20 protein-coding genes are annotated in these 22,650 nt (G+C 56.7%); 9 read left to right on the forward strand and 11 right to left on the reverse strand.

Annotation, left to right across the window (positions count from 1 at the left end; all coding sequences use genetic code 11):
• Nucleotides 1–8: 8 nt before the first annotated feature.
• From KO499_RS08050 to KO499_RS08065, 4 genes are read right to left on the reverse strand one after another with little or no spacing between them, the layout of a single operon-like run.
• A complete protein-coding gene (locus tag KO499_RS08050; RefSeq protein ID WP_228339787.1) occupies nucleotides 9–1,031 on the reverse strand; it encodes an ABC transporter substrate-binding protein in 1,023 nt (340 codons plus the stop codon).
• 50 nt (nucleotides 1,032–1,081) lie between these two features.
• Nucleotides 1,082–1,954 carry an ABC transporter permease gene (locus KO499_RS08055; RefSeq protein WP_228339788.1) on the reverse strand — a complete coding sequence of 291 codons (873 nt, stop codon included), beginning with the start codon at nucleotides 1,952–1,954 and terminating at the stop codon, nucleotides 1,082–1,084.
• Nucleotides 1,955–1,964: 10 nt separating this feature from the next.
• The gene (locus KO499_RS08060; RefSeq protein ID WP_215983174.1) at nucleotides 1,965–2,981 is read right to left on the reverse strand and encodes a fatty acid desaturase family protein; all 1,017 of its coding nucleotides are present in this window, start codon (nucleotides 2,979–2,981) and stop codon (nucleotides 1,965–1,967) included.
• A gap of 24 nt (nucleotides 2,982–3,005) precedes the next feature.
• The gene (locus KO499_RS08065; protein ID WP_215983175.1) at nucleotides 3,006–3,878 is read right to left on the reverse strand and encodes a sugar phosphate isomerase/epimerase family protein; all 873 of its coding nucleotides are present in this window, start codon (nucleotides 3,876–3,878) and stop codon (nucleotides 3,006–3,008) included.
• Between the two features lie 282 nt (nucleotides 3,879–4,160).
• On the opposite strand from KO499_RS08065, the gene KO499_RS08070 reads away from it, so the two are divergent.
• Entirely contained in the window at nucleotides 4,161–4,484 is a 324-nt protein-coding gene (locus tag KO499_RS08070) for a hypothetical protein (RefSeq protein WP_215983176.1), read from the forward strand.
• A 65-nt stretch (nucleotides 4,485–4,549) separates the two neighbouring features.
• On the forward strand, nucleotides 4,550–5,452 hold the full coding sequence (locus KO499_RS08075; protein ID WP_215983177.1) for a homocysteine S-methyltransferase family protein: 903 nt from the start codon (nucleotides 4,550–4,552) through the stop codon (nucleotides 5,450–5,452).
• On the opposite strand, the gene KO499_RS08080 is transcribed toward KO499_RS08075, so the two are convergent.
• Entirely contained in the window at nucleotides 5,441–5,716 is a 276-nt protein-coding gene (locus tag KO499_RS08080; RefSeq protein ID WP_228339789.1) for a hypothetical protein, read from the reverse strand. The two genes, KO499_RS08075 and KO499_RS08080, sit on opposite strands and share 12 nt — an antisense overlap.
• A 191-nt stretch (nucleotides 5,717–5,907) precedes the next feature.
• On the opposite strand from KO499_RS08080, the gene KO499_RS08085 reads away from it, so the two are divergent.
• Entirely contained in the window at nucleotides 5,908–6,768 is an 861-nt protein-coding gene (locus tag KO499_RS08085; protein WP_215983178.1) for a LysR substrate-binding domain-containing protein, read from the forward strand.
• Between the two features lie 75 nt (nucleotides 6,769–6,843).
• Complete coding sequence (locus KO499_RS08090; protein ID WP_215983179.1) at nucleotides 6,844–8,727, forward strand: monovalent cation:proton antiporter-2 (CPA2) family protein; 1,884 nt, start codon at nucleotides 6,844–6,846, stop codon at nucleotides 8,725–8,727.
• Nucleotides 8,728–8,737: 10 nt separating this feature from the next.
• Here KO499_RS08090 and KO499_RS08095 read toward each other — a convergent pair whose 3' ends face one another.
• Nucleotides 8,738–9,703 (reverse strand): DMT family transporter, encoded by a 966-nt coding sequence (locus KO499_RS08095; protein WP_215983180.1) that lies wholly within the window; start codon nucleotides 9,701–9,703, stop codon nucleotides 8,738–8,740.
• A gap of 124 nt (nucleotides 9,704–9,827) precedes the next feature.
• Here KO499_RS08095 and KO499_RS08100 point away from each other — a divergent pair, with 124 nt between their 5' ends.
• The 3 genes from KO499_RS08100 to KO499_RS08110 all read left to right on the forward strand — a co-directional run bounded on the left by KO499_RS08100 (nucleotide 9,828) and on the right by KO499_RS08110 (nucleotide 12,679).
• Nucleotides 9,828–10,724: a LysR family transcriptional regulator gene (locus KO499_RS08100; protein WP_215983181.1), complete on the forward strand. Its 897-nt coding sequence runs from the start codon at nucleotides 9,828–9,830 to the stop codon at nucleotides 10,722–10,724.
• A 248-nt stretch (nucleotides 10,725–10,972) separates the two neighbouring features.
• Nucleotides 10,973–11,599 carry an NAD(P)H-dependent oxidoreductase gene (locus KO499_RS08105; protein ID WP_215983182.1) on the forward strand — a complete coding sequence of 209 codons (627 nt, stop codon included), beginning with the start codon at nucleotides 10,973–10,975 and terminating at the stop codon, nucleotides 11,597–11,599.
• Between the two features lie 114 nt (nucleotides 11,600–11,713).
• Nucleotides 11,714–12,679: a zinc-binding metallopeptidase family protein gene (locus KO499_RS08110; RefSeq protein ID WP_215983183.1), complete on the forward strand. Its 966-nt coding sequence runs from the start codon at nucleotides 11,714–11,716 to the stop codon at nucleotides 12,677–12,679.
• Between the two features lie 20 nt (nucleotides 12,680–12,699).
• Here the strand turns inward: KO499_RS08110 and KO499_RS08115 are convergent, their stop codons facing one another.
• Complete coding sequence (locus tag KO499_RS08115) at nucleotides 12,700–13,269, reverse strand: NnrU family protein (RefSeq protein ID WP_215983184.1); 570 nt, start codon at nucleotides 13,267–13,269, stop codon at nucleotides 12,700–12,702.
• A gap of 437 nt (nucleotides 13,270–13,706) precedes the next feature.
• The gene (locus KO499_RS08120) at nucleotides 13,707–14,720 is read right to left on the reverse strand and encodes a helix-turn-helix domain-containing protein (protein WP_215983185.1); all 1,014 of its coding nucleotides are present in this window, start codon (nucleotides 14,718–14,720) and stop codon (nucleotides 13,707–13,709) included.
• A 120-nt stretch (nucleotides 14,721–14,840) separates the two neighbouring features.
• Here KO499_RS08120 and KO499_RS08125 point away from each other — a divergent pair, with 120 nt between their 5' ends.
• Complete coding sequence (locus tag KO499_RS08125) at nucleotides 14,841–15,707, forward strand: DMT family transporter (RefSeq protein WP_215983186.1); 867 nt, start codon at nucleotides 14,841–14,843, stop codon at nucleotides 15,705–15,707.
• 108 nt (nucleotides 15,708–15,815) lie between these two features.
• Here the strand turns inward: KO499_RS08125 and ovoA are convergent, their stop codons facing one another.
• Together ovoA and KO499_RS08135 are read right to left on the reverse strand one after the other, a co-directional pair.
• Nucleotides 15,816–17,972 carry a 5-histidylcysteine sulfoxide synthase gene (ovoA, locus tag KO499_RS08130; protein WP_215983187.1) on the reverse strand — a complete coding sequence of 719 codons (2,157 nt, stop codon included), beginning with the start codon at nucleotides 17,970–17,972 and terminating at the stop codon, nucleotides 15,816–15,818.
• A gap of 106 nt (nucleotides 17,973–18,078) precedes the next feature.
• Entirely contained in the window at nucleotides 18,079–19,272 is a 1,194-nt protein-coding gene (locus KO499_RS08135; protein ID WP_215983188.1) for a multidrug effflux MFS transporter, read from the reverse strand.
• A 138-nt stretch (nucleotides 19,273–19,410) separates the two neighbouring features.
• On the opposite strand from KO499_RS08135, the gene KO499_RS08140 reads away from it, so the two are divergent.
• On the forward strand, nucleotides 19,411–20,979 hold the full coding sequence (locus KO499_RS08140; RefSeq protein ID WP_215983189.1) for a BCCT family transporter: 1,569 nt from the start codon (nucleotides 19,411–19,413) through the stop codon (nucleotides 20,977–20,979).
• A 42-nt stretch (nucleotides 20,980–21,021) separates the two neighbouring features.
• Here KO499_RS08140 and KO499_RS08145 read toward each other — a convergent pair whose 3' ends face one another.
• Nucleotides 21,022–22,539, reverse strand: coding sequence for a ShlB/FhaC/HecB family hemolysin secretion/activation protein (locus KO499_RS08145; protein ID WP_215983190.1), 1,518 nt, complete (start codon nucleotides 22,537–22,539; stop codon nucleotides 21,022–21,024).
• Nucleotides 22,540–22,650: the final 111 nt, after the last annotated feature.

The raw sequence follows: 22,650 nt of genomic DNA on the forward strand, positions 1-22,650 counted from the left end.
ACGTTCGTTCAGAGCGTCGATTTCAGTGGTGTCATATCAACTCCGGCATCGATTGGATGGCGCTCGTCCACCAGCCCGAACTTGAGCCACCAATCGGTAACGGTTTCCCAGTTGTTGGTCACCTGACCGTTGGGCAGTCCCAAGGGCAGCTCACCAGGAATAAGACCCATGTATCTGGCAGCCTGAAGTTTGTCGAAGATCCAGATACCACCCTTGTAGATTTCACCGTCAGTTCCGAGCACTTTTTCGACATCAGCAACAGGGAAGTTGAGCTTTTCAGCGATAATCTTGTTGGCTTCTGTGGGGTTGGCTTTCCAGAAGTCCACCGCGTCGAAATACGCCTGCATCACCTTGGCCGCTGTTTCAGGCTTCTCTTTCAGGAAGAAGTCGCTCATGTACATGGCATCGCCCAGCAACGCTGTCTCGATCCAGCCGGGTTCTTCGGATGTAGCGGCAACAGTTGCGCCAGGCAGGGCATCAAGTGCCTGAGATCCGAACGGTTCCCAGAATTCTGCGGCTGCGACATCACCACCGACGAGGGCACCAACGGCGTCATCCATGATCAGGTTAGTGAACTGGACATCGTCAATGCTGACTCCATTTTCTTCCAGCCAGATTCCCATAAAGATCTGGGTCAGGCCGCCTTCCAGAACTGCGACAGACTGCCCTTTCAGGTCCTCAGCGCCGTTCACGCCGGGTGCCAGAACGATCTTGTCTGTGCCATAGGAGGGGTTGGTGTAAGTAACCATTTTTACGGGCACATCTTTGTCGGCCGCAATGGGTGCGTATTCTGCGGTGCTGGAGGTTACATCCAGAGCATCCGCCGACATCAGAGCAAAGCTTTCATAGGGGTCTTCGATAATCGCAATCTCAAATTCAAGGTCCGGCGCCAGATTCTTTTCCTGGGCGATAAACCAGAAGCCGTAACCAGGCCATGAGAATAACGACAACCTGACTTTTTCAGCTGATAGTGCGGTGCTGGAAAGCAGCGCCAGCAGCACCAGGGACATTCCACGTTTGAGCCAGTTCATTTTTAGTACCTCTTGGGTTGGAAAACGAATCGGGGCCATAGCGCTCATCCTTACTTCGCATGACCGAGATAGGGAAAACACTTTCGGTAAATCAATCGGAACAGCACATCGAATATGAGACCAAGCACGCCAATGGTGACAATGCCTGCCATGATGTCGTCCACGTGCACAAACCGTTTTGCCCGCATCATCATGGCGCCGATGCCATCGGTTGCTGCCACAATTTCGGCAATCACCAGGTAGGTCCAGCTCACCGCCAGCATCTGGCGGCAGGTGTCCACATAGCCGGGCAGTGAATTGCGGAACAGGACTGTCCACAGAATAATGCGCCGACCTCCGCCCAGTGTTTTTGCCGTTTCAATCAATACGCGGGGCGTCTGTCGGGTAACGTCGGCCAGCATAATGACCAGGAAAAACACAACGCCCATCAGCAGGAGGGTGATTTTCTGGCTGTCACCGGTCCCGAGCCACATCAGAAGCAGGGGAATGAACGCAGGAGCCGGCAGGTAGCGCCAGGCTCCCAGCAGGGGGTTGAGGATGCTGTCCACACGGGTGAATGACCCCATCAGGAGGCCCAGGGGCAGGGCGATCAGGACCGCAATCCCGAAGCTGATGACGATTCGGCCGACGCTGGCCAGTACGTCACTGAAAAAGTCCTTCTCCATGAACAGTTCCCGGAGGGAACTGAATACAGCGACGGGGCCAGGGTAGAGCCGGTCGGGAGCAAGGTCCATCTGGGACGTTACCTGCCAGAGGGCAAGAAACGCGAACCAGCCGACGGCTCCCAGGGCCAGTTTCTGGCCTCCAGAGATGGTCTGGTTGAAGTCGAACCATTTCTCCGCTTCCGGTTTCGCCCTGGCACTGTTCATAGTGGTCCTGCTTAGCGGTTGCGTGGTTGCCTGTCTGGAGAGTTTTGCGGTCATGAGATTAACCTCAGAAAGCCGTCAGAAAGCTGAGTCCATACACCGGGACAGCTTTGCCATCGCGCAGTGCCTCCGGTACTTCCACCTGACCGTAGGTTTCGGCATAAATGCCTTCCAGGCGGTTTCGGTGGTAACTCTTGAGCTGTCCCTTCAGACCCACGGTTCGGGTGTAGTTGTCGCCATAGAGCTCTTTGTGCAGCGCAGGCAGCTTGTACCAGGGCATAGTTGGTCTGGTGTGGTGGGCGTTGTGGTAGCAGAAGTTCAGCACCAGCAGGTTAAGTACCGGCCAGCGACGGCTGACAAGGTTGCTGTAGGTGTTGTTTTCCTCATACTCACGGTCACCTTTGTGAGGAAAGGTTGCGTCCGGATCGTTCAGGTTCACCAGAATTTCATAGTTGTGCTGGTAGGCATCGAAGAAACGGAGCACGGTGAGCATCAGGAGATAGGCAACCCCGTACAGCAAAACCGCTTTCAGGCTCCAGAACGCAAGCGCCGCTAGCAGGGCTACACGAATTGCAATAACAGCCAGGGATCGTTTCTTTAACTCGCCCTTACCGACGCTTGTGAACGGGGCAACGATCAGCATTGCATGCATAACGATGTCAACGGCCGGGAAGTAGAACCACTCCAGGGCAAAGACCAGCTTTTCGGTTTTCGGGTGGGCTTTCAGCCACGCCCGGTAGTCAAAGGAGATGGGGTCGGCATTGTCTACATGGTGGCGCATGTGTTTGTAGCGCAGATCTTCATAGGTGCCGTAGCAGCCGCCGGTGAGCCAGTTCAAGGCCTTCCCGAGGCGTGTGTTGTATTCGGTCTTCTTGAACAGCGCATTGTGTCCGCAGTCATGTATCAGGTAGGCGGCGATGACCATCCCATGGCCACAGGCCAATACACCGATGACGGGCAGAAGGAAGCCGGGCTGGGCCATGAGGAACCAGCCGCCGATATAGGTTGTGAGGATGTAGGCCAGCACAAGCGTCAGCGGCCAGACACCGTCTGAATGGCGAAAATGCTGAGTCAGGTTGAACATGGTCCTGTTCTCTCCTTGAGGGGGTTAGGCGATCTTGGGTGTTTTGGCGGCCGAGGACTGCCAGCGTTGGTAGTGGGCCAGCTCCTCTTCTCCGATCCAGCGATTCAGGGACCAGAGATCGGCGATGGGGGCTTTGGTAAAGGGCAGCAGATGCAGATACCCGTCTGTGCCGAATTCCGGTGTCATGGTGGTGCCCTCCAGGCCGCGGGCTATCTGGGCATCCCATACCGCTTCCCAGCACGCCTGATGGGAGGCGAGGGCGTCTGCATATTCAGGCGCGGCCGGGTGCGGCACTTGCGGTCCCTGATCGTAGCCGACACGGGAGTGGATATGGCGCGCCTGCTGGGCGGTCCGCACAATGCAGTCCCACTCGATATGGGGCAGCCGCTCGCAGACAACGGCCCAGTGGCTGAAGTCACACGTCACGTCGATGTGCGGTATTTTTTCCAGAATGGCAACGGTGTTCCAGGGGCTGAAAAAGCTGCGTCCGCGATGAGTCTCAAAGCTGGCGGGCACGTTGTGTTTGTCGGCAATGTTCTGGGCCTCTGAGAAGAAGCGCACGGACTCGTCGATTGCCCATGCATCGCAACCGCCCATGACGTTCACGAATTCCGGTTTCAGGCCGGTGGTCGCCGCGCTGACGATTTTCGCCTCGAAGTCGGTCAGATGTTCTGAGATTGTTGCCTCACGCCTTGGCACATAACTGCCTGCTGTACAGATTTCCTGAATCCAGAGCAGTCCGTTGTCGGCGAGGGTCGCACCGAACGCTGCGGCGTCGGCGGCGGAGTCGGGGACGGGCGCTTCGATACCTGAGAATCCGGCGTCTTTGACCTGAGCTATGGCTTCTTCAAGAGAGCCCTCGTGGCCCCAGAGAGTTTTGAATCGTTTTAAGTTCACAGTCGTCTCCTGAGCGATACCTGAGATGTTTCCTGGGTACGCTGCAACCCTTGTGCCATAAGTTCTAAATGCCCTTAAATATACAGGCTGGCATGTAAGTGGGTTTGCCCGGCAGGTGTTTTGGGGCGGGGAAAGTGGTAAAGAATGGTGCGCTTGCACGCAGCGGGTGCATCCATGGGGCAGTTGGTTGTCGACCTGACAGGACGGCGGCTTTTTCATTTGCAGCCCAGGTTGGGCTACCATGTCGGTTCTGAGTCAACCCGGTACAAAGGCTGCCATGTAATGTCTGAAGATCCCCTGAAAACCCTGTCTGACCTTGCCAGCGATGCCCACGCTCGCATTCAGGCAACTCATCAGCACATCAATCCGGTAATTGAAGTGCGTCGGGGCATGCGTGACGCCGGCATACCGGCAGACGTGATGACCATCGACTGTCTTCGCACCCGCCGGCGTATCACGCTTATTCTTCACGATGAGCAGCCTGGTGTTCTTCTGTATCAGTTCGTGACTATAGAAGATGAAGTAGGGAATGATTTCCAACAGATGGTTCTTGGCGAGATGACTGCCAGTATGCTTTTCGACTGGGTGGAAGAGTATTTTGGCTGAGCAGAAGGTTCGGTCTTGTCTCTGCTGTTACCGGCTTACTTTAATTACACCTTGATGAGTAGATTATGAAATCTGTTGCGCTTCTTGATGGCGGCCTGGGCCAGGAAATCTATCGCCGGGCCATGAATGTCACGTCACGGCTGTGGTCGGTGGCAGTAATGCAGGAGCAGCCTGACGTTGTCACCGATGTTCATGCGGATTTTATCCGGGCGGGCGCCCGGACCCTGACGCTGAACACCTACACCGCAACGCCTACTCGCCTGGCCCGGGAAGGTCTGGGTGACCAGATAGCAGTGATACATCAACGGGCGTTCGAGGTACTGCAACGCGCCATCGAGATCACCGGCGCAGAGATTGATATCGCCGGCTGCCTGCCACCCCTGGTGGGTAGCTACCGGGGGCAACCGGCCCGGTCGTTCGAGGATCTGAAGTCGGAGTTCGATATTCTGGTTAGCCTGCAAGATGGGGCGGATGTCTTTCTTATCGAAACCATGACCAACATCCTGGAGGCAACGGCTGCCTGTGCGGCCGCCGGGGCGTCAGGCAAGCCCTTTGGCGTGGCGTTCAGGCTTGAGGCGGATGGCAGGCTCCGCTCCGGGGAAACGCTGGCGCAGGCTGTTGAGGCGGTGAAACCGTTCGGGCCAACGGCCATCATGCTCAATTGCAGCGATCCGGAGATAATTTCGCAGGCGATGCCGGAACTGGCCGGGCTGTTTCCCTGCACTGGCGGCTACGCGAACGCGTTCAAAACCGTGGAGCCCATGGCAGGTGGTGCTCTGGTGGATGAACTGGAAGCCAGACCTGACGTGTCCCCGGGAGTCTACGCAATACAGGTGCAACAGTGGCTGGAGGATGGTGCTCAGGTCGTTGGCGGCTGCTGTGAAATTACACCTGAGCACATCCGCCATTTGGCGGATGTGCTGGATGGTGACTATGAACTGGTGCGTTTCTCTGCATTAGCCGGCTAGCCGGTAGCCTTTTGCACGTCGGGCTTCCAGCGCGCGTCTGGACCGGCGTGCTTCTATAAATTGCATCGCATCATTTCTGATTGGGAGGTGCAGAGCGCCCTCCAGGTCATGACGGTCGTAGCCAAGATCTGAAAGCGTATCGTCATTCTCCTTCAGCAACGTTTGCGCCATTCGGCGGAATTGCTGACGTTTTGAATACCCCTGAATCCAGGACGTGATTGGCTGCATTGTGGCGGTTGCGTGTTGCTCTGTGCTCTTCAACATGTCTACGGCCCCGATGGTCGGTGAATGGCTTGCAGCAGCTCGTTTGGAGAATTCGTTAAACTCGCATACGGGTGCCTACCGGAATTATTCTGGTGGTGACACTGAATTCAATCAAACGAAAAGAATTTAAGATCTCGTTCAGTTATTCTTAAGTCAGTTTCAGGCCAGAATCCGACTTGAAAGGTCCCTCCATGAATATGCCGCTACTTGATAATGATGTGCTCAGGAGTTTTGTCGCCATTGCTGAATGTGGCACATTTACAAGCGCCGCCAGAGTGGTTCACCGGACTCCTTCTGCCCTCAGTATGCAGATCAAACAGCTTGAGCAGAGTCTTGGCAAAATGCTGTTTATCCGCGAACCCAGACGCGTCACCCTGACCGCAGAGGGTGAGGTTCTGCTCGACTATGGCCGGCGATTATTACGGCTGAATGAAGAAGCCGTGCAACACTTCATTTCACCGTCTCTCGAAGGAAGGGTCGGCATTGGCACCTCCGACGATGTCGGTACCCGGATTTTGCCTGAGGTTCTGGCCGAGTTTGCAAGGTCATACCCGGCAGTGCTGGTGAACGTGGTGGTTGGTTCCAGTAAACAGAACCTGGCTCGTCTGGATGCCGGTGAGCTGGATATGACACTGGTGACCGTGGCTGATGAGGGCCGGCTTTCCCGTGGCGAAGTTGTTCATGAGGAACCGTTGGTCTGGGCCGGGCGGGAAGGTTCGTCGGCCTACCAGCGCTCTCCGTTGCCGATTGCCATGGCGCATGAAGGGTGTGCCTGGCGGCGGATGACGCTGCGCGCCCTGGATCGGGCCGGCGTGCAATACAGGATCGCCTATACCTGTGAGCACTGCTCGGGCCAGGAGGCTGCCATGCTCGCCGACCTCGCCGTGGCACCGTTTCCGCAAAGCCTGATACGACCGCCCCTGAAAGAGGTAACGGGTGAGAGTTTGCCGGAGATTGGCCTTTATCAGCTGGCGCTCGTACGTAAGGGGTCCAACCCATTGAATGATGCGCTTGCATCGCATGTGAAAGATGCCTTTCAACGCCTGCGCTGAACCAGCCCCAGTCCGCCGGGTGCAGTTGTTGAAAGGGTCGGCAGACGGATTGATCCCGAATCAAGGAAACCACCAATGACAGTGTATTTTGTTCAGGCGTTTATTTATCTGGTTGCCGCCGTGATCGCCGTGCCGCTGGCAAAACGCTTTGGTCTGGGCTCTGTGCTTGGCTATCTGGTGGCGGGAGTGGTGATTGGACCGGTGACCGGGCTGGTTGGCCAGGAAGCCAATACCATTCAGCATTTCGCCGAGTTTGGCGTGGTAATGATGTTGTTCCTTGTTGGTATGGAGCTTGATCCCAAGGCGCTTTGGGCCATGAGAGTGCGGCTCGTCGGACTGGGGGGGCTTCAGGTGGTGCTGACTGCGGCGGCCGGGATGGCCGTGGCTGCCTGGCTCGGGCTTCAGTGGCAGACGGCGCTTGCTGTTGGTTTGATCTTTGCGCTGTCGTCCACCGCGATTGTATTGCAGACCCTCAATGAGAAAGGCCTGGTGAAAACCGAAGGTGGCCGGAGCGCCTTCTCGGTTCTGCTGTTTCAGGACATTGCGGTGATCCCCATGCTGGCACTGATTCCTTTGCTGGCTTTACCGGAACTGATGGATGCCTCTGGCGGGGGCGAGGGGCACGGAAGCAGTCTGAGCCTGGTGGCGAACCTTTCGGGATGGTCGCACGGGCTGGTTGTGGTAGCGGCCATTGGAGCGGTGATTATTGGCGGGCACTATCTGAGCCGACCTCTGTTCCGATATGTGGTGCAGTCAGGGTTGCGGGAGGTGTTCACGGCAACGGCACTGATGTTGGTTATCGGAATTGCTGCCCTGATGAGTCTGGTCAATCTTTCTCCTGCATTGGGCGCCTTTCTGGCCGGCGTCGTCCTGGCCAACAGTGAATTCCGGCACGAGCTGGAAGCGAATATCGAACCCTTCAAAGGACTGCTGCTCGGGCTGTTCTTCATAACCGTTGGCGCCGGCATAAATTTTGATGTTCTGTTCGATCAATGGGGCACCGTGGTGTCGCTTGCGGTCGCTGTTATTGCCGTCAAGGCCTTGATTCTGCTTGGCCTCGCCCTGCTTTTTCGGGTTCACGGCAGCAATGGCTGGCTGTTCACACTTGCTCTGGCGCAGGCGGGCGAGTTTGGTTTTGTTCTGCTGACCTACAGTGTCCAGAGTCATGTTATTCCCCCGGAGATCTCCGCGATTCTCTCGCTCGTGGTGGCGCTCTCAATGTTCCTCACGCCGCTGTTGTTCATTGTTTATGACCGGGTCGTGCTTCCACGTTACCGGCGCTCAAAGAACGATGACCGGGAGGCCGATGCCATTGATGAGCAGGCCCCGGTCATCGTGGCCGGTGTCGGTCGCTTCGGGCAGATCGTCTGCCGTCTGTTGCGGGCCAATGATGTCCCGATCGTGGCTCTGGACCATGAAATTGACCAGATAGAGAATCTCAGGCTGATCAATATCAAGAGTTTCTTCGGGGATGCGAGTAGGCCTGATTTGCTGGAAACGGCCGGTATTGAGAAGGCGCGCCTGCTGGTGGTGGCTATTGATGACCGTGACCGATCGGTTCAGATGGTTGAGCATGTGAAGCAGTTTTTTCCCGGTGTGTGGGTCCTCGCCCGCGCCTTTGATCGCGGTCACGGCTATAGGTTGAGGGCGGCAGGTGCCGACGATGTGGTGAGTGAAACCTATCATTCGGCTCTTGAGCTGGGTGGCCATGCACTCACCGCCATGGGTGTGCACCCGATGCGCGCCCGGCAGATGACCTGGGCCTTTCTGGATAATGAAAAAGCTCACGAAGACCAACTGTTCGGTGCCTGGAAAGAAATTGAAGAGGGCATCCGCTTCAGTCCCCGCTATGGCGAGCTGTTCATGAAGCTGGAGGAGGCGTTAAGCAGCGCCATGCAGCGGGACTGGGAAGAACCGAAAAGGGAGGACGTTCCGGTATGGCGGCCACCTGAGCGTTGAGTCCGGGGCATTAATGGGGCGTATGAGAGGCGCTTTTATCACTGGAAATTCTGGAAGCTCTTTTCACTGAAGCCAGGCGGGGTTGTCCGTTGCCAAGTCTCAATCCGAGCACAACCCCTGCCACGCCCACCCAGATCGCAAACGAGTATGTCTCGTTAAACCAGACCAGACCTATGATCAGGCCGAAGACTGCGGCCACAGCGCCTAACTGGCTGTAGAAAACCGGGCTTGCGCGTCGTTGAACCTCGAAGGCACAGACATAGGTTGCCGCGGTCAGTAATCCCTGCAGAGCCATCAAGCCGACCATAGGTGTGCCCAATCCGGCCGGAATCAGTGAAGAATCCGTCAGTGTTGCGAATACCCCGAGCACGATTGCCGAAACGAGAAGTGTGCCGGCGGCAAGTGTCCTGGCGTCGGCATGTTCTGGCCAGGCGACAGAGCGATAGACGTTCCCGATGGCAAGCATCGCCGGGATGATCAAACCCAGGAGAAACCACAGCGGGTTGGCTGCGTTGAGTTCCGAATGGCGTTGCCACAAAATCCAGACGCAGGCGAGGACGGCAAGCGTAAGGCCGAAGAGGCGCTGCCGGCTTCGCTTTTCCAGGCCCATTCTGGTTGCAATCAGAACGGTGAAGATCGGTGGAAGCGCATACATGATGCCCGTGAAACCGGAGCCCAGCTTTGTGACCAGAAAAAACGCAATGACGTTGGGTACGGCGATACCGGTCAGTCCACTGATGACAAAGTAGCGGGTCAGACGGCCGGCGAAAATGGTTCTGCGCTGTTGCGACGTCGATAGCAGAAGGGACCCGGCAATGAACGTCTGCCAGAAGGCATAAGAGACGGCTGGTACACCCTGTGAGGTTGCGGTTTTTGCCAGTGCCAGCATCAGTGCTATCAGGAACCCGTTGGTGATCAGTAGGCCCCAGACAATGGTCTGGGGGGAAATGGTCGGGCGCTGGATCGAGATCATCATTGTTGCATGCTCCGGGTTGCGGTTGCTTCGTTACCAGGAGCCAGTGTGCCGCAGTTGATTCAGTTGATAATCGGACGGATTCGAACAATACTCCTTCCAGTTTGGAAACAATCAAGGGGGAGCCGTGGCCACCGACAAGCTAGTAGCCATGAACATCTTCAGGCGGGTTGCGGAGCTGGGCAGCTTCACCAGAGCGGCCGACGATCTGGACATAACCGCGGCGACGGTCAGCAAGCACATCGCGTTTCTGGAGCAGGACCTCGACACAAGACTGATCCACCGGACGACCCGCAGAATGAATCTTACCGATGCCGGACTGGCGTTCCTGAAGCGAACTCAGGCCCTGCTGGATGAGCTGGAAGATGCGGAGCTGGAGGCCCGGGGTTTTCAGGCGGAGCCGAAGGGTACGATCCGGCTCAATGTGCCGATGTCGTTTGGATTAACCCACATTACGGAAGCGATCGATAGCTTCCTCCAGCGCTATCCCGACATTGATATCGACCTGCAACTCAGCGACCGGATGGTTGATCTGGTCGAGCAGGGCGTTGATATAGCCATTCGGGTGCGCAGTTCCCTGGCCGACTCGAGCCTTCTTGCCAAACCGCTGAGAAAATCCAGGAACATCGTCTGTGCCTCACCGGGCTACCTCGAGAGTGCGCCTGCGATTAATGTTCCGGAAGATCTTGCCCTGCATAACTGTCTGATGTTTACGCTCCACGACAGGCCGAGGGTTTGGGCGCTTGGTGAGCGGGAAGTGGTTGTGAGCGGCAATTACCGGACAGACAGCAGCCTGGCGATCCGGCAGAGTCTGTTGAGGGGGGCGGGTATCGGCCTGTTACCCCGCTTTCTGGTGCAGCGGGACCTTGATAGTGGCGCCCTGGTTCCTTTGCTGACCGACTTCCCGCCAAAGCCCTACACGGTGTTTGCCTTGTTCCCGCCGGGGCGTAAACAGCCGACAAAGGTACGTCTCCTGCTTGAACATCTGGATCAGCACCTGGGAGAGAAGCCCTACTGGGAATAGGGGCTGCCGGGCCAGGCACGGGATAGTGTCGCTGCAACTGTTTCCGTTCTGGAAAATATGTAGTTCTGTTTTGTCCGTTTTTTGCGCCTGACCGATTTCATAGAGTGAGTCTTCCAACCTGAAGGAGGAAACCCTGTGAAACGTCGAACCACACCCGCTATTGAGCACCTGAACCTGACCATTGCAGCTTTGAGATGCAGCTCTCGAAAGGCGGTATCGACCGGTTTGCCTGTATCGGAGCAGTTGTCATGAACATACATGAAGCTCTGGACTGGCGTTATGCCGTCCGTGAATTCTCTGCGGATAAACTGGATAACCAAACGGTCGAAACCCTGGTGGATGCAACCCGGAAGAGCCCGTCCTCATACGGACTTCAGCCCTACAAGATTCTTGTGCTGGAGAGCCGTGCGGTCAGGCGGGATTTGCTTGCATATTCCTTCGGTCAGCAGAAGGTGCTGGACTGCTCACATCTCATCGTTTTTGCGGCGCAGACGGCTATTGGTGATCATACGGTGGATCGCTACGTCACCCGGTTCGTCAAGGACCGGGGTGTTCCTGCCGATGATATCTCTGGCTATGTAAAGCATATGAAGGAGGCGCTGGCGGCCAAGTCGCTTGCGGAAAAGCAGGCATGGGCGCACCAGCAGGCCTACATTGCATTGGGCACGTTGCTCACTGCAGCCGCCTTGATGCGGATCGACAGCTGTCCGATGACCGGCTTTGATCACAAGGCTTACGATGAAGTGCTTGGTTTGCCTGCGCGGGGCCTGGAAAGTTCGGCCATTGTGGCTCTGGGCTACCGCAGTGACCGTGACAGAACGGCCGGCTTGCAGAAAGTCCGTTTTGACTACGATGAACTGGTGGTCAGGATGTGAGTGTAGCCCGGTCCATTTCCTGCTCTGGCTGGTGTTCCTTTGCTGTAGGGTATAGGTTCGAGAGAACGGCAATCCATTTTCTGCCTGCTGCCGTGCAAAAGGAGCATCTGCTCAATGAAGGTTTATTCCAATCCGGTCGGTTCCGGCAATCTCTGGTTCGACAACCTGACCACCGCCGAGGGCACGCCGGTCGCTTACGACCCCCAGGCACGGGCGTTTGTTCCCATGCCACCATTCTGTGCAAACCGGGAGGTTATTGGCTGCAACTGGATAGCGCCGGAGCAGGGCGCGTTTTGTCGGTCCTGCGCGATGACAGCTCTGGCTCCGGATCCTGATATCGCTTATGCCATTCCAAACTGGGCCGAGACCGAGGCGGCAAAGCGCTGGGTGCTCGACAATCTTGGCCGCTGGCATTGGTTCCGGCCAGAAGATCCAGGTACCCGTCCGGTTTTTCATATGCTCGCTGAGGGCTTGACGGCAGTTGCCATGGGGCATGCAAATGGTGTTGTGACAATCAGTGTGGCGGAAGCTGACCCGGTGGTTCGTGCAACCAGGAGGCAGGCGTTGGACGAGCCTTACCGAACCATGATGGGCCATATGCGCCATGAAATTGCGCACATGCTGTGGTGGCGGCTGAGTCTGCGGGAAGACTTTCTGGATGCGTTCCGGGCAACCTTTGGCGACGAGCGCGCGGATTACCCGGCGGCGCTTGAGCGGCATTATCACGATGGGCCCCCGTCTGACTGGCAGCTGTCTTACCTGACCAGTTATGCGTCGGCACACCCTCACGAAGACTGGGCCGAGACTGCGGCGCATTTGCTGCACCTGACAGATATCTCGGACAGTTTCGTTGCATCCGGTCTGACTTCACCCGAATTGCCGAGACCCGGCTGGGATCCCTATGCGGAGTCTGATACAGCGATGCTGATTCATGCAGCGGCGTCGTTGGCCATTCGGGTAAACCACGTGAATCGTTCCATGGGGCTTTCAGACCTGTATCCGTTCGTGCTCTCTGAAACGGCGCAACGCAAACTCTCATTCGTGCACGACTGGTTGCGTCGGGGCGCCCAGGGACTCTGACTCAGCGATACACCGGTCACTCAGACCGGCGCCACACCGATTAGCCAGCGGTGTGCCCAGACCACCATGAATACGTACACCGCAAGGCCACCAATCACAGCAATGACGTCATTGGCCTTGCTGACTGGCAGGGCAGGAATTGCCCGCTGGGTTCTGCGTTTCATTGAAATCCGGTCAGCCACGGCCCAGGCCAGAAATGAGCCAAACAGGAACAGGTCATGGAGCATCCCGTTGGCCAGCAAGTGGGCCAGTGCCCAGAGTTTGACCGCAACCAGCATGGGGTGCCCCAGTTTCGCCCTGATCTTGCCTGGTAAATACGTAGCGAACAGCAACGGGAATACAGGGACCAGAAGCAGGAAGGCGAGGTGCCTGAGCCAGCCCGGGGGCGTGTAGATGACGGTCGGATCCATTCGGGCGGCGCTGTAACCCCAGACGATCAGAATGAGTCCTGCCAGGGACACCAGGGAATAGAGCCCTTTGAACGTGAGCTCGCCCATGGAGATGTTAAGCCGGTTGCGCAGCGGTTCGTTGACGATGGATAGCGAGTGTACTCCGAGGAACAGAATCAGACCGACAATCAGTGTGGTCATTGGCAATACTCCCTGTGGTTTTGTGAATTTGGGGCTTGAGTGTCGGGCCGGTTATCCGTCGAAGGCCCTTATGTGTTGGACCCCGGACAGTATAGGAAACCGGGACAGAAGATGCCCGAGCGTTTATCATCGGGCGACCTGATTCCTCCGATTAAAAAGGCACCCATGAAGTTTCCCAAGGTCACTGTCGTACTGGTCTGTGCTGCATTGCTTTTTGTCCTGTGGGAGCAGACCCGCGAACAACCCGAACCGGTCGACGCAAGCCGTCTGAGCAATTTGAGGGCGAATCCGGTTCAGTTGAGCGCCGCCGTGGACTGGATTGTTACCCAGATCCCTCAGTTCTGTTCAGACGCGACCGGAGAAGCCGAGGGCGCAAGCGCGCATCTCGATTGTGTCGAAAAAGCCGACGCCCGCACGTCGTCCTGCAGGAGGATGCTTTACGATCGATTTCCGGCCGTTGTTGCTTCGGAGTCGGTATTCCGGGATGTGTCGCTCACAGCGATGGAGTGCCTGGTACCCCGACCGGGCCTGGTTGGTTGATTGGCTGCCCGGTAACCGGAAGGCGTTATACCAAACCTTGTCTTGAATGCCCGGCTGAACTGACTGGAATCATTGAAACCGCAGGTCAGTGCAATGGCGGTAATGTTGTTGTCTCGCAGACGAAGCATGTCTCGGGCCCGAATCAATCGCTGTTCCTGGACGTATTGATAGGGGGCACAGCCAAACGTTGCCTTGAACAGCCGGGCAAAGTGGTAGGGGCTCAGATTGACCCAGCTGGCCATGGCAGCCAGCGTCAGCGGCTGATCCAGTTGAGCGTTGACTCGTTCCTGCAGCAGGCGGCGGTATCTGAGTGACAGCTTACCGGTCACATCCGGAGGTGCTTGAGGTACGTTAGCGTGTCGGCAGACAATCTGAAGCAGAAGCCATTGTGCGAGATGATCCATGGCCATGGTCTGGCCGGGTGCCTGCCAGTCGCTGAGCGTCAAAAGCCTGCCGGCCTCGGCAAGAACCGGGTCTTCGCCATGGTATAACTCGGCAAGCTGGCGTTGGTTCGGATCGCTATCGAATGTCTGCTCTGCGCAGCGGGTAATGTCCAGGTCATTGAAGTAGAAATGGAAGAACTCGAACGGTCCACTTATCTCCCAGGTTGAGCGGCTGCCCGCAGGGAACAGGCAAACGGCACCCGGAAAGCCCTGGCTGACAACCTTGCCCTTCATAACACGTCTGGCTTGCTCGCCCTTATCAATATAAATGCTAAGAGCGTGGTGCCTGGGCCTCTCGTATTGCACCTGGCCCTGGTGATTCTGCCACTGGGCCAGAGCCCGTCCCTGATCGAGTTCGAGGATTCTCCGGGGGACAACGCCGGCGCTTTTCAGGGAATCAACAATATCCCGGGGTGCCTGACGCGAGTGCGTCGGCAGGTTTGATGCAGATGTAGAGTTGGTTTGCATATCAGGCCTCCGCAAGAATCATCCATGGTTCAGCAGGATCTGACAAGTTCTGGTGTCGTGTTCGCCCTATTGTGTTCGACTGATAAATGGTTGTTCCCTATAGCGACAGGAAGCACTGGCATGCCAATCTCTGTTCATTATTGTTTGACGGTATTGATCTGGGGCCTTACCTGGACGGCGATTCGCCTGCAGGTGGAATCCGCATCCGTCGACATCGCCGTTTTTTACCGGTTCCTGATGGCCTCCGCCGTGGCTCTGGTCGTTCTGGCTTTGGTGCGCCGGCTTGAGAAGCTGACACTGAAGCAGCACGGCTGGCTCGTGTTGCAGGGATTGACGCTCTACAGCGTGAATTTCCTGCTGATCTACCGTGCCGCGGAATCCATGACCAGTGGTTTGCTGGCTGTGGTGTTTTCGCTGGCTGCGTTGTTCAATGCTCTCAATGGCTGGCTCTGGTTGAGGCTGAAGCCCACGGCCCGGCTCTATCCCGCGATCTCTCTGGGTATCACCGGGGTGGCTTTGTTGTTCTGGCATGATCTGCAGTTGGGTAACGCCACCGCGACCAGCATTCTGTTCGCGGTGGCCGGCACCTTCTGGTTTTCCATGGGGAACCTTGTCAGCATCAAGGTGCGGGCATCCCGGGTGCCACTGTTCCTGGCCAATGCCTGGGCGATGGTATACGGCGCCTTGATTCTGGGAATCTGGTGTCTGGTTCAGGGTGTGGAGTGGGTGCTACCTACCGCAGCGACGTTCTGGGGGGCAACGGTGTTCTTGGCGATCCCGGGGTCTATTGTGGCGTTCTACTGCTACATCACTGTGATTCAGACCCTCGGCGCCGATAAGGCTGGCTACGCGACTGTGCTTTTCCCGGTCGTTGCCCTGAGCGTTTCGACCTGGCTGGAAGGTTTTGAGTGGACGGTAACGGCGGTAATCGGAGCATCACTGGCGCTGCTGGGCAACTATGTCCTGTTCCGGGCCGCGAGAACGTAACGCCTGTGATTCCGTTCGTCTCCTTTTTCCGGAGCAATGCATCCCCCGGCCATGCCGCGCCTGTCCGGATGCGGCATGGCCCGATCAGTCATGAGTTTACCGCGCTGATCAGCGCGGTAAACGCTCCCAGACTGTCACCTCAGACAGAGTGTGCTGAAACTTGTGCTGGGTTTCTCGGATAACGAATGGGACCTTTGTCGGCTCACTGACCAAGCGGAAATAGGGTGAAAGGTGCTCTTTCAGACCGTCCAGGGTCGTGTGATTCTCACCGTCCTTCTTGAAGCCGCCAATCCATTCCTCTTTCGGTGTGTGTTCTTCCAGCCAGGTATAAGGTGAGGCAATGACTAGCAGTCCACCGTCATTGATCCGTTCGTGAATGCTCTCCAGGAAGCGCCGTGGCCGGTAAAGCCGGTCAATCAGGTTGGCTGCCAGAACCAGGTCGTAGCCGGTAAACTGAGGTTTCAGGTTACAGGCGTCGCCCTGCTGGAAGCTCACGTTTCCTGCGCAGTCATCAAGCCCCAGCTCCTTGAGGGTCCGGGTATGATAACTGACCAATTCGCCTTCCTCCGCGAGAGCGTAGCGAACAGAGCCTTGCTCGGCCATTTCCACGCCGAGCCGGATAAAGTTCGCGGAGAAGTCTACGCCTTCCACCTCGTCGAATTGTTTGGCCAGTTCAAAGCTTGAACGACCGCAGGCGCAACCGAGATCCAGTGCCTTGCCGGTAGGTTTGTCTTTCATCGCCTCGAGAGCCAGATCTGCCAGGGCCTTGGGGAAGTTCTCGACGCCGAACCAGGTGTCACCGAAGTGGAATTCCGCATACTCCGTCAGCAACTTGTCGCTTTCATAGTAAGCGTTCGGTTGAGCTGCTTCGCGCTCCGATGCGATATAGCGAAAGCCGGCATGCTGGAAGAAGTGGCGCCTGAAGGCATAGCGCGCAGCCAGCCGGGCTTCGTTGCCACAGGAAATCCAGGATCCGCCTTTGATCAGATTGTGCTGGCCATCGAACGTGGGCGTTGTGAAGTCGTCGTACAGCGGATGCACTTTAAAATCATCGAATGGGTATGTGGGTGTTTCTGTCCATTGCCAGACGTTGCCAACCACATCGAACCACTCACCGTGCCGGAATCGGGTAACCGGACAGGAAGATGCGGCGTGGTCCAGATGAAGGTTGGCCTTCGCCAGATCGTTTCCGACTTCCTCGACGCCTGCCTCAGAACACAGGCGGTACCATTCGTCTTCGGTTGGTAACCGGATAGGCTGACCGGTTTGCTCCCGTTTCCATTCGCAGAAGGCTTTGGCTTCGTGGTAGTTCACCTCGACGGGCCAGTCCCAGGGCATATCGACTTCTTCGGTCATCAGGCGCAGGCGCCAGCCAGTGTTCTGCCAGCGCCAGAACGTTGGATGCCTGGCCTGAGCAAACTGCCGCCAGGCACAGCCCTCTTCACTCCAGAACCGATCCTGCTGGTATCCCCCGGCCTCAACAAACGTCAGAAATTCCTGATTGCTGACCAGATATTGACTGGCCCTGAATTCATCCACCTGTGCCTCGTGCCTGCCGTATTCGTTATCCCAGCCGTAGTAGGCGTCGTCATAGGGCTTTCCGATGCAGATACTGCCTGCCGGTACGGTGACAAGTTCGTTCTCGGGGGCTTCACCCGTCTCACGGTCAGGCGCCCAACGGGGCTGCGGACGGACTCTGGCCAGGTCGTGCTGACGGATCAGAACGGACGACGTCTCCAGGTGGATTCGTTCGTGCTCAACGCCCATTACGACTGGCCACCAGGGGCTTTCCCAATTGATGGGCAAACTGAGAGGGAGTGTTTCTATAAGATCGAGCACGGCTGTCCGTACTTTGGCCCGGTAGTCCATGACATCGGAAACGCTGGGCCAGTCGTAGTGGTCTTCGTTCAGATCATCCCAGCTCATTTCATCCACACCCACGGCAAAAACCGATTCCATGCGCGGGTCGATGCGCTCGGGAAGGAGTTTGGCCAGGACCAGTTTGTTGACGAAAAATGTGGCGGTATGGCCGAGGTAGAAAATAAGCGGGTGTCGCAGTGGGATCGACTTCCTGAAGTAACCTGCATCATCGGCCAGGCAATCGAAGAGTTCCGTGTAGGTGTCGAAGGTGTTGGCGAAGTACAGGGCGATCTCTTCACGTTTCTCTGCTGGCGACCCGGTGCTCAAATCAGGTGTTCTCAGGAGGCCGGTGCTATGTTTGAGCGGTCTGGCTGAGAATGGAGTTTCCGGTATTGGCGATGTCATTTCGAACAGGTCCTTCGTTTTGTTGGTCTACAGGAATACGTCTCGCACATCAGGGATGGTTCAACACTCCCCAAAAACTATACAGACACACCCAGTGCCCGAAATGTTACAGGGCTGATTCCTTCGCGCGGGCAACGGACCGTGGAGCCCCCAGAGCAAGCAGAACAGCACCGGTTGAACAAGTTAGCATAGCAAGAGAAATGGTGAGCAGCGTCTGATCACCAAAAAGGGACGACACAGTACTGATGGCCCCGGCAATGGTAAATTGCGAGGCGCCCAGCAGAGCAGCGGCGGTGCCGCTAAGGTGAGGGAAGAACTCCATGGCGTTGGCCATGTTGTTCGGCACGATGCCGCCCTGGCAACCCATGGCAACAATGATACATCCGGCAACCGCCCACAGCGGTCCCTGTGAATACACTGTTATGACCAGTGCGCTCAGTGCCAGACATTGTGCGATAACCTGGGCACGCACAAGACTGACCGATGAAAACCTCCGCAACAACGGGCGGTTGGCCAGGTTCAGGCACGCCATGAAGACAATATTGGCGGCGAACAGAATGGCAAAGCTGTTTTTGGAGAGACCATACCACTCCTGATAGATGAACGAGGAGTGCGTGATGAACAGAAGCATGGTGCTGAAGCACAAGACCTGAATACCGATGAAACGCATGGTGGTCCCGTGCCGGAGCACCAGCAGATAATTGGTTACCAGGGTCCGAACCGGAGTGGTTGCCCTTGAGCGCGGCTGCAGCCTGGGGAACAGGGCGACCTGCAGTGTGAAAATGAGGAATACCGCATAGCCGGCCAGCATCAGGAATATCCAGTGCCACTCGCCGAGCGCCATCATCAGGGCCCCGAGAGAGGGTGCTGCTGCCGGCGCAATAAACATGATCAGGCCGATAAGCCCGAACAGCCGGGCGGCATCCTGCCCACTGACCTCATCCCGGACAATCGCGGGAACCGATACCGCACAGAAGGCACCACCGATACCCTGGGCAATGCGCCAGAACACCATGTCAGAGAGCGAGTCAGCCAGTGATACCATGACCGCACCGGCTGTGAAGATCAGTAGCCCCCCGAACAGCACAGGCTTGCGACCGTACCGGTCAGACAGCGGCCCTCCTGCCAGTTGTGCCAGCCCCAGAGCGGTGACATAAGCGCTGAGCGTCAGGCCCACATGCCCGTGGTCAACGCCAAGGCCATCGGCTATGTCCGGGAAGGCCGGCAGATAGGCATCAAGTGCCAGTGGCCCCAGGGCAACCGTCATGCCCAGCAGTATCGCCAGTTGCAGATGCGACAAGAATAACCTCCTTGAAAGTTAGAATCCTAACAATACGGTGACAGATTTCGTTGGACCATGCGTAGTTTCAGAAATTCCCGTGCATGATCCCTTCACATCCTGTAGCCTGCGCGGCTTTTTCTTCCAGAGGCAGACCTTATGACCATCCAATCCCAACCTCTTGCGCGCGCCCGAAGTGGCCCGTTTGGCGACAGTGATCCAGTGGTTCTGGTGCTGACTATTGGTTTCATCCTTGTGTTTGTTGGCGCGTCCGTGACCGACAGCGATTATGTGGCTGACCTTATCGGAAGCGGGTTCGCCTGGACCGCAACGTATCTTGGCTCGTTCTTCCAGTTACTGCTGTTGCTGACGTTCTTCATTGCTATCGGAACTGCCCTGAGTCGCGCCGGTGCAGCCCGGATAGGCGGGCTGGACAGGCCTGAAATCGGCCGCTTTCGCTGGCTTTCAATGATCATGTGCACGTTGCTGGCGGGTGGCGGTGTGTTCTTCGCCGCTGGGGAGCCGGTCTATCACTTCGTGGTGACCCCTCCCGCCTTTGACACCGAGGCAGGCACTGCAACTGCAGTCGCTCCGGCCATGGCCCAGTCGTTCACTCACTGGGGCTTTCTGGCGTGGGCTGTATTGGGGTCGTTGACCGCCCTGGTGCTGAGCCGGGCTCATTATGGTCAGGGAAAACCTCTGCAGCCAAGAACTCTGTTGTACCCGGTATTTGGCGAGAAGGTGATTCAGGGGCGTCTGGGTGGTGTCATTGATGCTTTTTGCGTCATTGCCGTCGTTGCCGGAACGGTGGGGCCTATTGGTTTTCTGGCGACTCAGATGAGTTTTGGCCTGCATGAGCTGTTTGGTGTACCTGATGGTTACGGTACTCAGTTAACGGTGTTGGTGCTTCTTGCCGGAGTGTATATGAGCTCGGCCATGACGGGACTGCATAAGGGTATCCAGCTGCTCAGCCGGTTCAATGTGATACTGGCTCTGGTCATTGCCGGGGTGATCTTCGTCTTCGGTCCCACGTTGTTCCTGACCAACACCTATACCCAGTCTATGGGCGAATACGTCACCTCCTTTTTTTCGATGGCCACCATGACCGCCGAAACGGCACCTGCCTGGTGGATGCAGTGGTGGACGGTGTTTTTCTTTGCCTGGTTCATTGGTTATACACCGTTGATGGCAGTCTTTGTGGCAAGAATTTCCCGCGGCCGGACGGTTCGCGAAATGGTTCTGGCGGTGGCTGTTCTGGCACCCATCGCGACCACCATCTGGTTCACCCTTCTGGGTGGCTCAGGCATTTACCACCAGCTTGCAGGCACCTTCGATCTGACGGAGGCACTGAACAATTTTCAGTTTGATGTGGCAACGCTGACCGTGGCTCAGGCATTACCTGGCGGCACCTGGATGGCGGCTGCGATTCTTTTGCTGACAACGATCTTTGTTGCCACAACCGGTGATTCCATGAGTTATGCCATCGCCATGGTCGGTGCTGGCCATGATGAACCTGATCCCTGGGTCCGTGTGTTCTGGGGTGGCGCAATGGCATTGATGGCTGCGATTCTGTTGTATATGGGGGCTGGTCAGATCGGAGTGTTGCAGCAGTTTATTGTGCTGACAGCAATTCCGGTTTCCCTGATTATCCTTCCTTCTCTCTGGACCGGGCCGAAAGCGGCCATGGCGATGGCACGGGAGCAGGGGCTGGTTCAGACCCTGCCGTAACCGACAGGGCAACTGAAGCATGCGGGTTTTCCGGAGGACGGGTTAAAAGTGCACGGTGATTCGGCCATTCAGCCGGGCTTCATCATCCTTGTAGCGGGAACTGACGGTTAATGGTTTGCCGTATTCCAGAAAGCCGGAGTAGTCATTGCTGCTGACACGCAATCCAATGCCGGCGGCAGCCGCAGAGTCCTTTTCATTGCTGTCATTGTTACGAATAGCTGCGAGCGCGTAGTAAATGAAAGGAGTCACCTGGGCAGGGAGCCAGTGGCTGTCTGCCAGTTTCCGTCTCAGTTCGATATGACCACCAAGACCACTGTCTCCGGAGAACTCTGCGGGCTCATAAGCCCGGGAGAAGCTGCTTCCGCCTATAGTGAAGCGTTGGGACGATGGCAGATTGTCTGGAGAATATTGGCCTTCAATATCAGCACGGACCATGAACCCAGCGGGTAATCCCTGCCACAGGGTATATTCCGGCCTGATTATCTGAAACTCGGTGTCGATTGTGCTCCCGGCCTGGGTTCCATCTCTTCGGGCACCCCATGTATCGAATCCGAAGCGGGCACTCAATGCGACCCTGTGAAGTCTGTCGGTACCGGCCAGGAACCTGTGGAGGCCGGTCTCAGCCATTCGGAGATGTTCGTTCAGTTCACGAACGCCATCGGCGGTGCGCGTAAAGCTCCGGGTGATAACACTGCCGTATACCTCTGTACTGTAGGGGCTGGCCGGGGCAAGATCATAAGTCCACCTGGACTGCATTTCCTGAAACCGGTAAACCGTGTCGGGTGCAGTGTCCCGGTCGAGAATGGCTCGTCCCGTTTTTGCGCTCACAGCAACGCTGTTTCGTGCGTTAACGCCAAATTCCAGGTTGCCGCTGCCGACGCGGTAACTATCCGATTCCAGCGAATGCAAAGCACTCACCGAAAACTCGTTTACATGACTGACCGGTTTCAGCACTGAGACGTGGCCCAGAACCAGGTGTCGGTCCAGCCGACGGTCGCCCTCTGAGGTGTAGGTCAGGGAGCCGTTGATGTCAGGAAGCACGGTCAGAACAAGCTGCAAGTCTGCAGGGCGATCTGGTAACGAGATCAGTTCATAGTCAAAGTTGAGATCTGTCCGATCACTCAGAGAGGCAAGGGTTCGTTCGATAAGGGCTTTTGCGATGGGGCGGCGTCGTTTCAGCGGCGCCAGTAGTCGCTGGATCCGGCTGGTTTCTCGTGCATTGGCATTGGTGAGCTTGATCAGGCTGATCCCCGGCTCAGTCACTTGTACGAGTATGACTCCGGCGATTTCCGGGTGCTCCGTGATTTTGACATCGGGCGTAAGGAATCCATTTTCGATATAGAGTTCCCGGGACCGGTCGGCGAGACGGGAACGGGTATCTGATTGAAAACGTTGCCCAATGATTGGCTGGTACACGCCTGCGATCTGCTGCGCATTGAAGACAGTAACACCTTCAAAGGCTACCGCGCCGATAACGGCGGCAGAATGTGTGGCAGCGAATCCATTGGATGGAAGTACGGTGTGTAGTAAAAGGATACAAATAAAAACGTAATATCTCACCGCTGTGTCCATTAATTGTCTATGTTAAGAAACTAGACTAGTTGCTTTGATAGAGCACGACAGTAACGAATTGTTTCGGCATTCGTTGTGGGCAATGGCGGAGAATGTGAA

Origin of the sequence: Marinobacter sp. F3R08, from assembly GCF_018860425.1 — a bacterium.
Lineage (GTDB): Bacteria > Pseudomonadota > Gammaproteobacteria > Pseudomonadales > Oleiphilaceae > Marinobacter.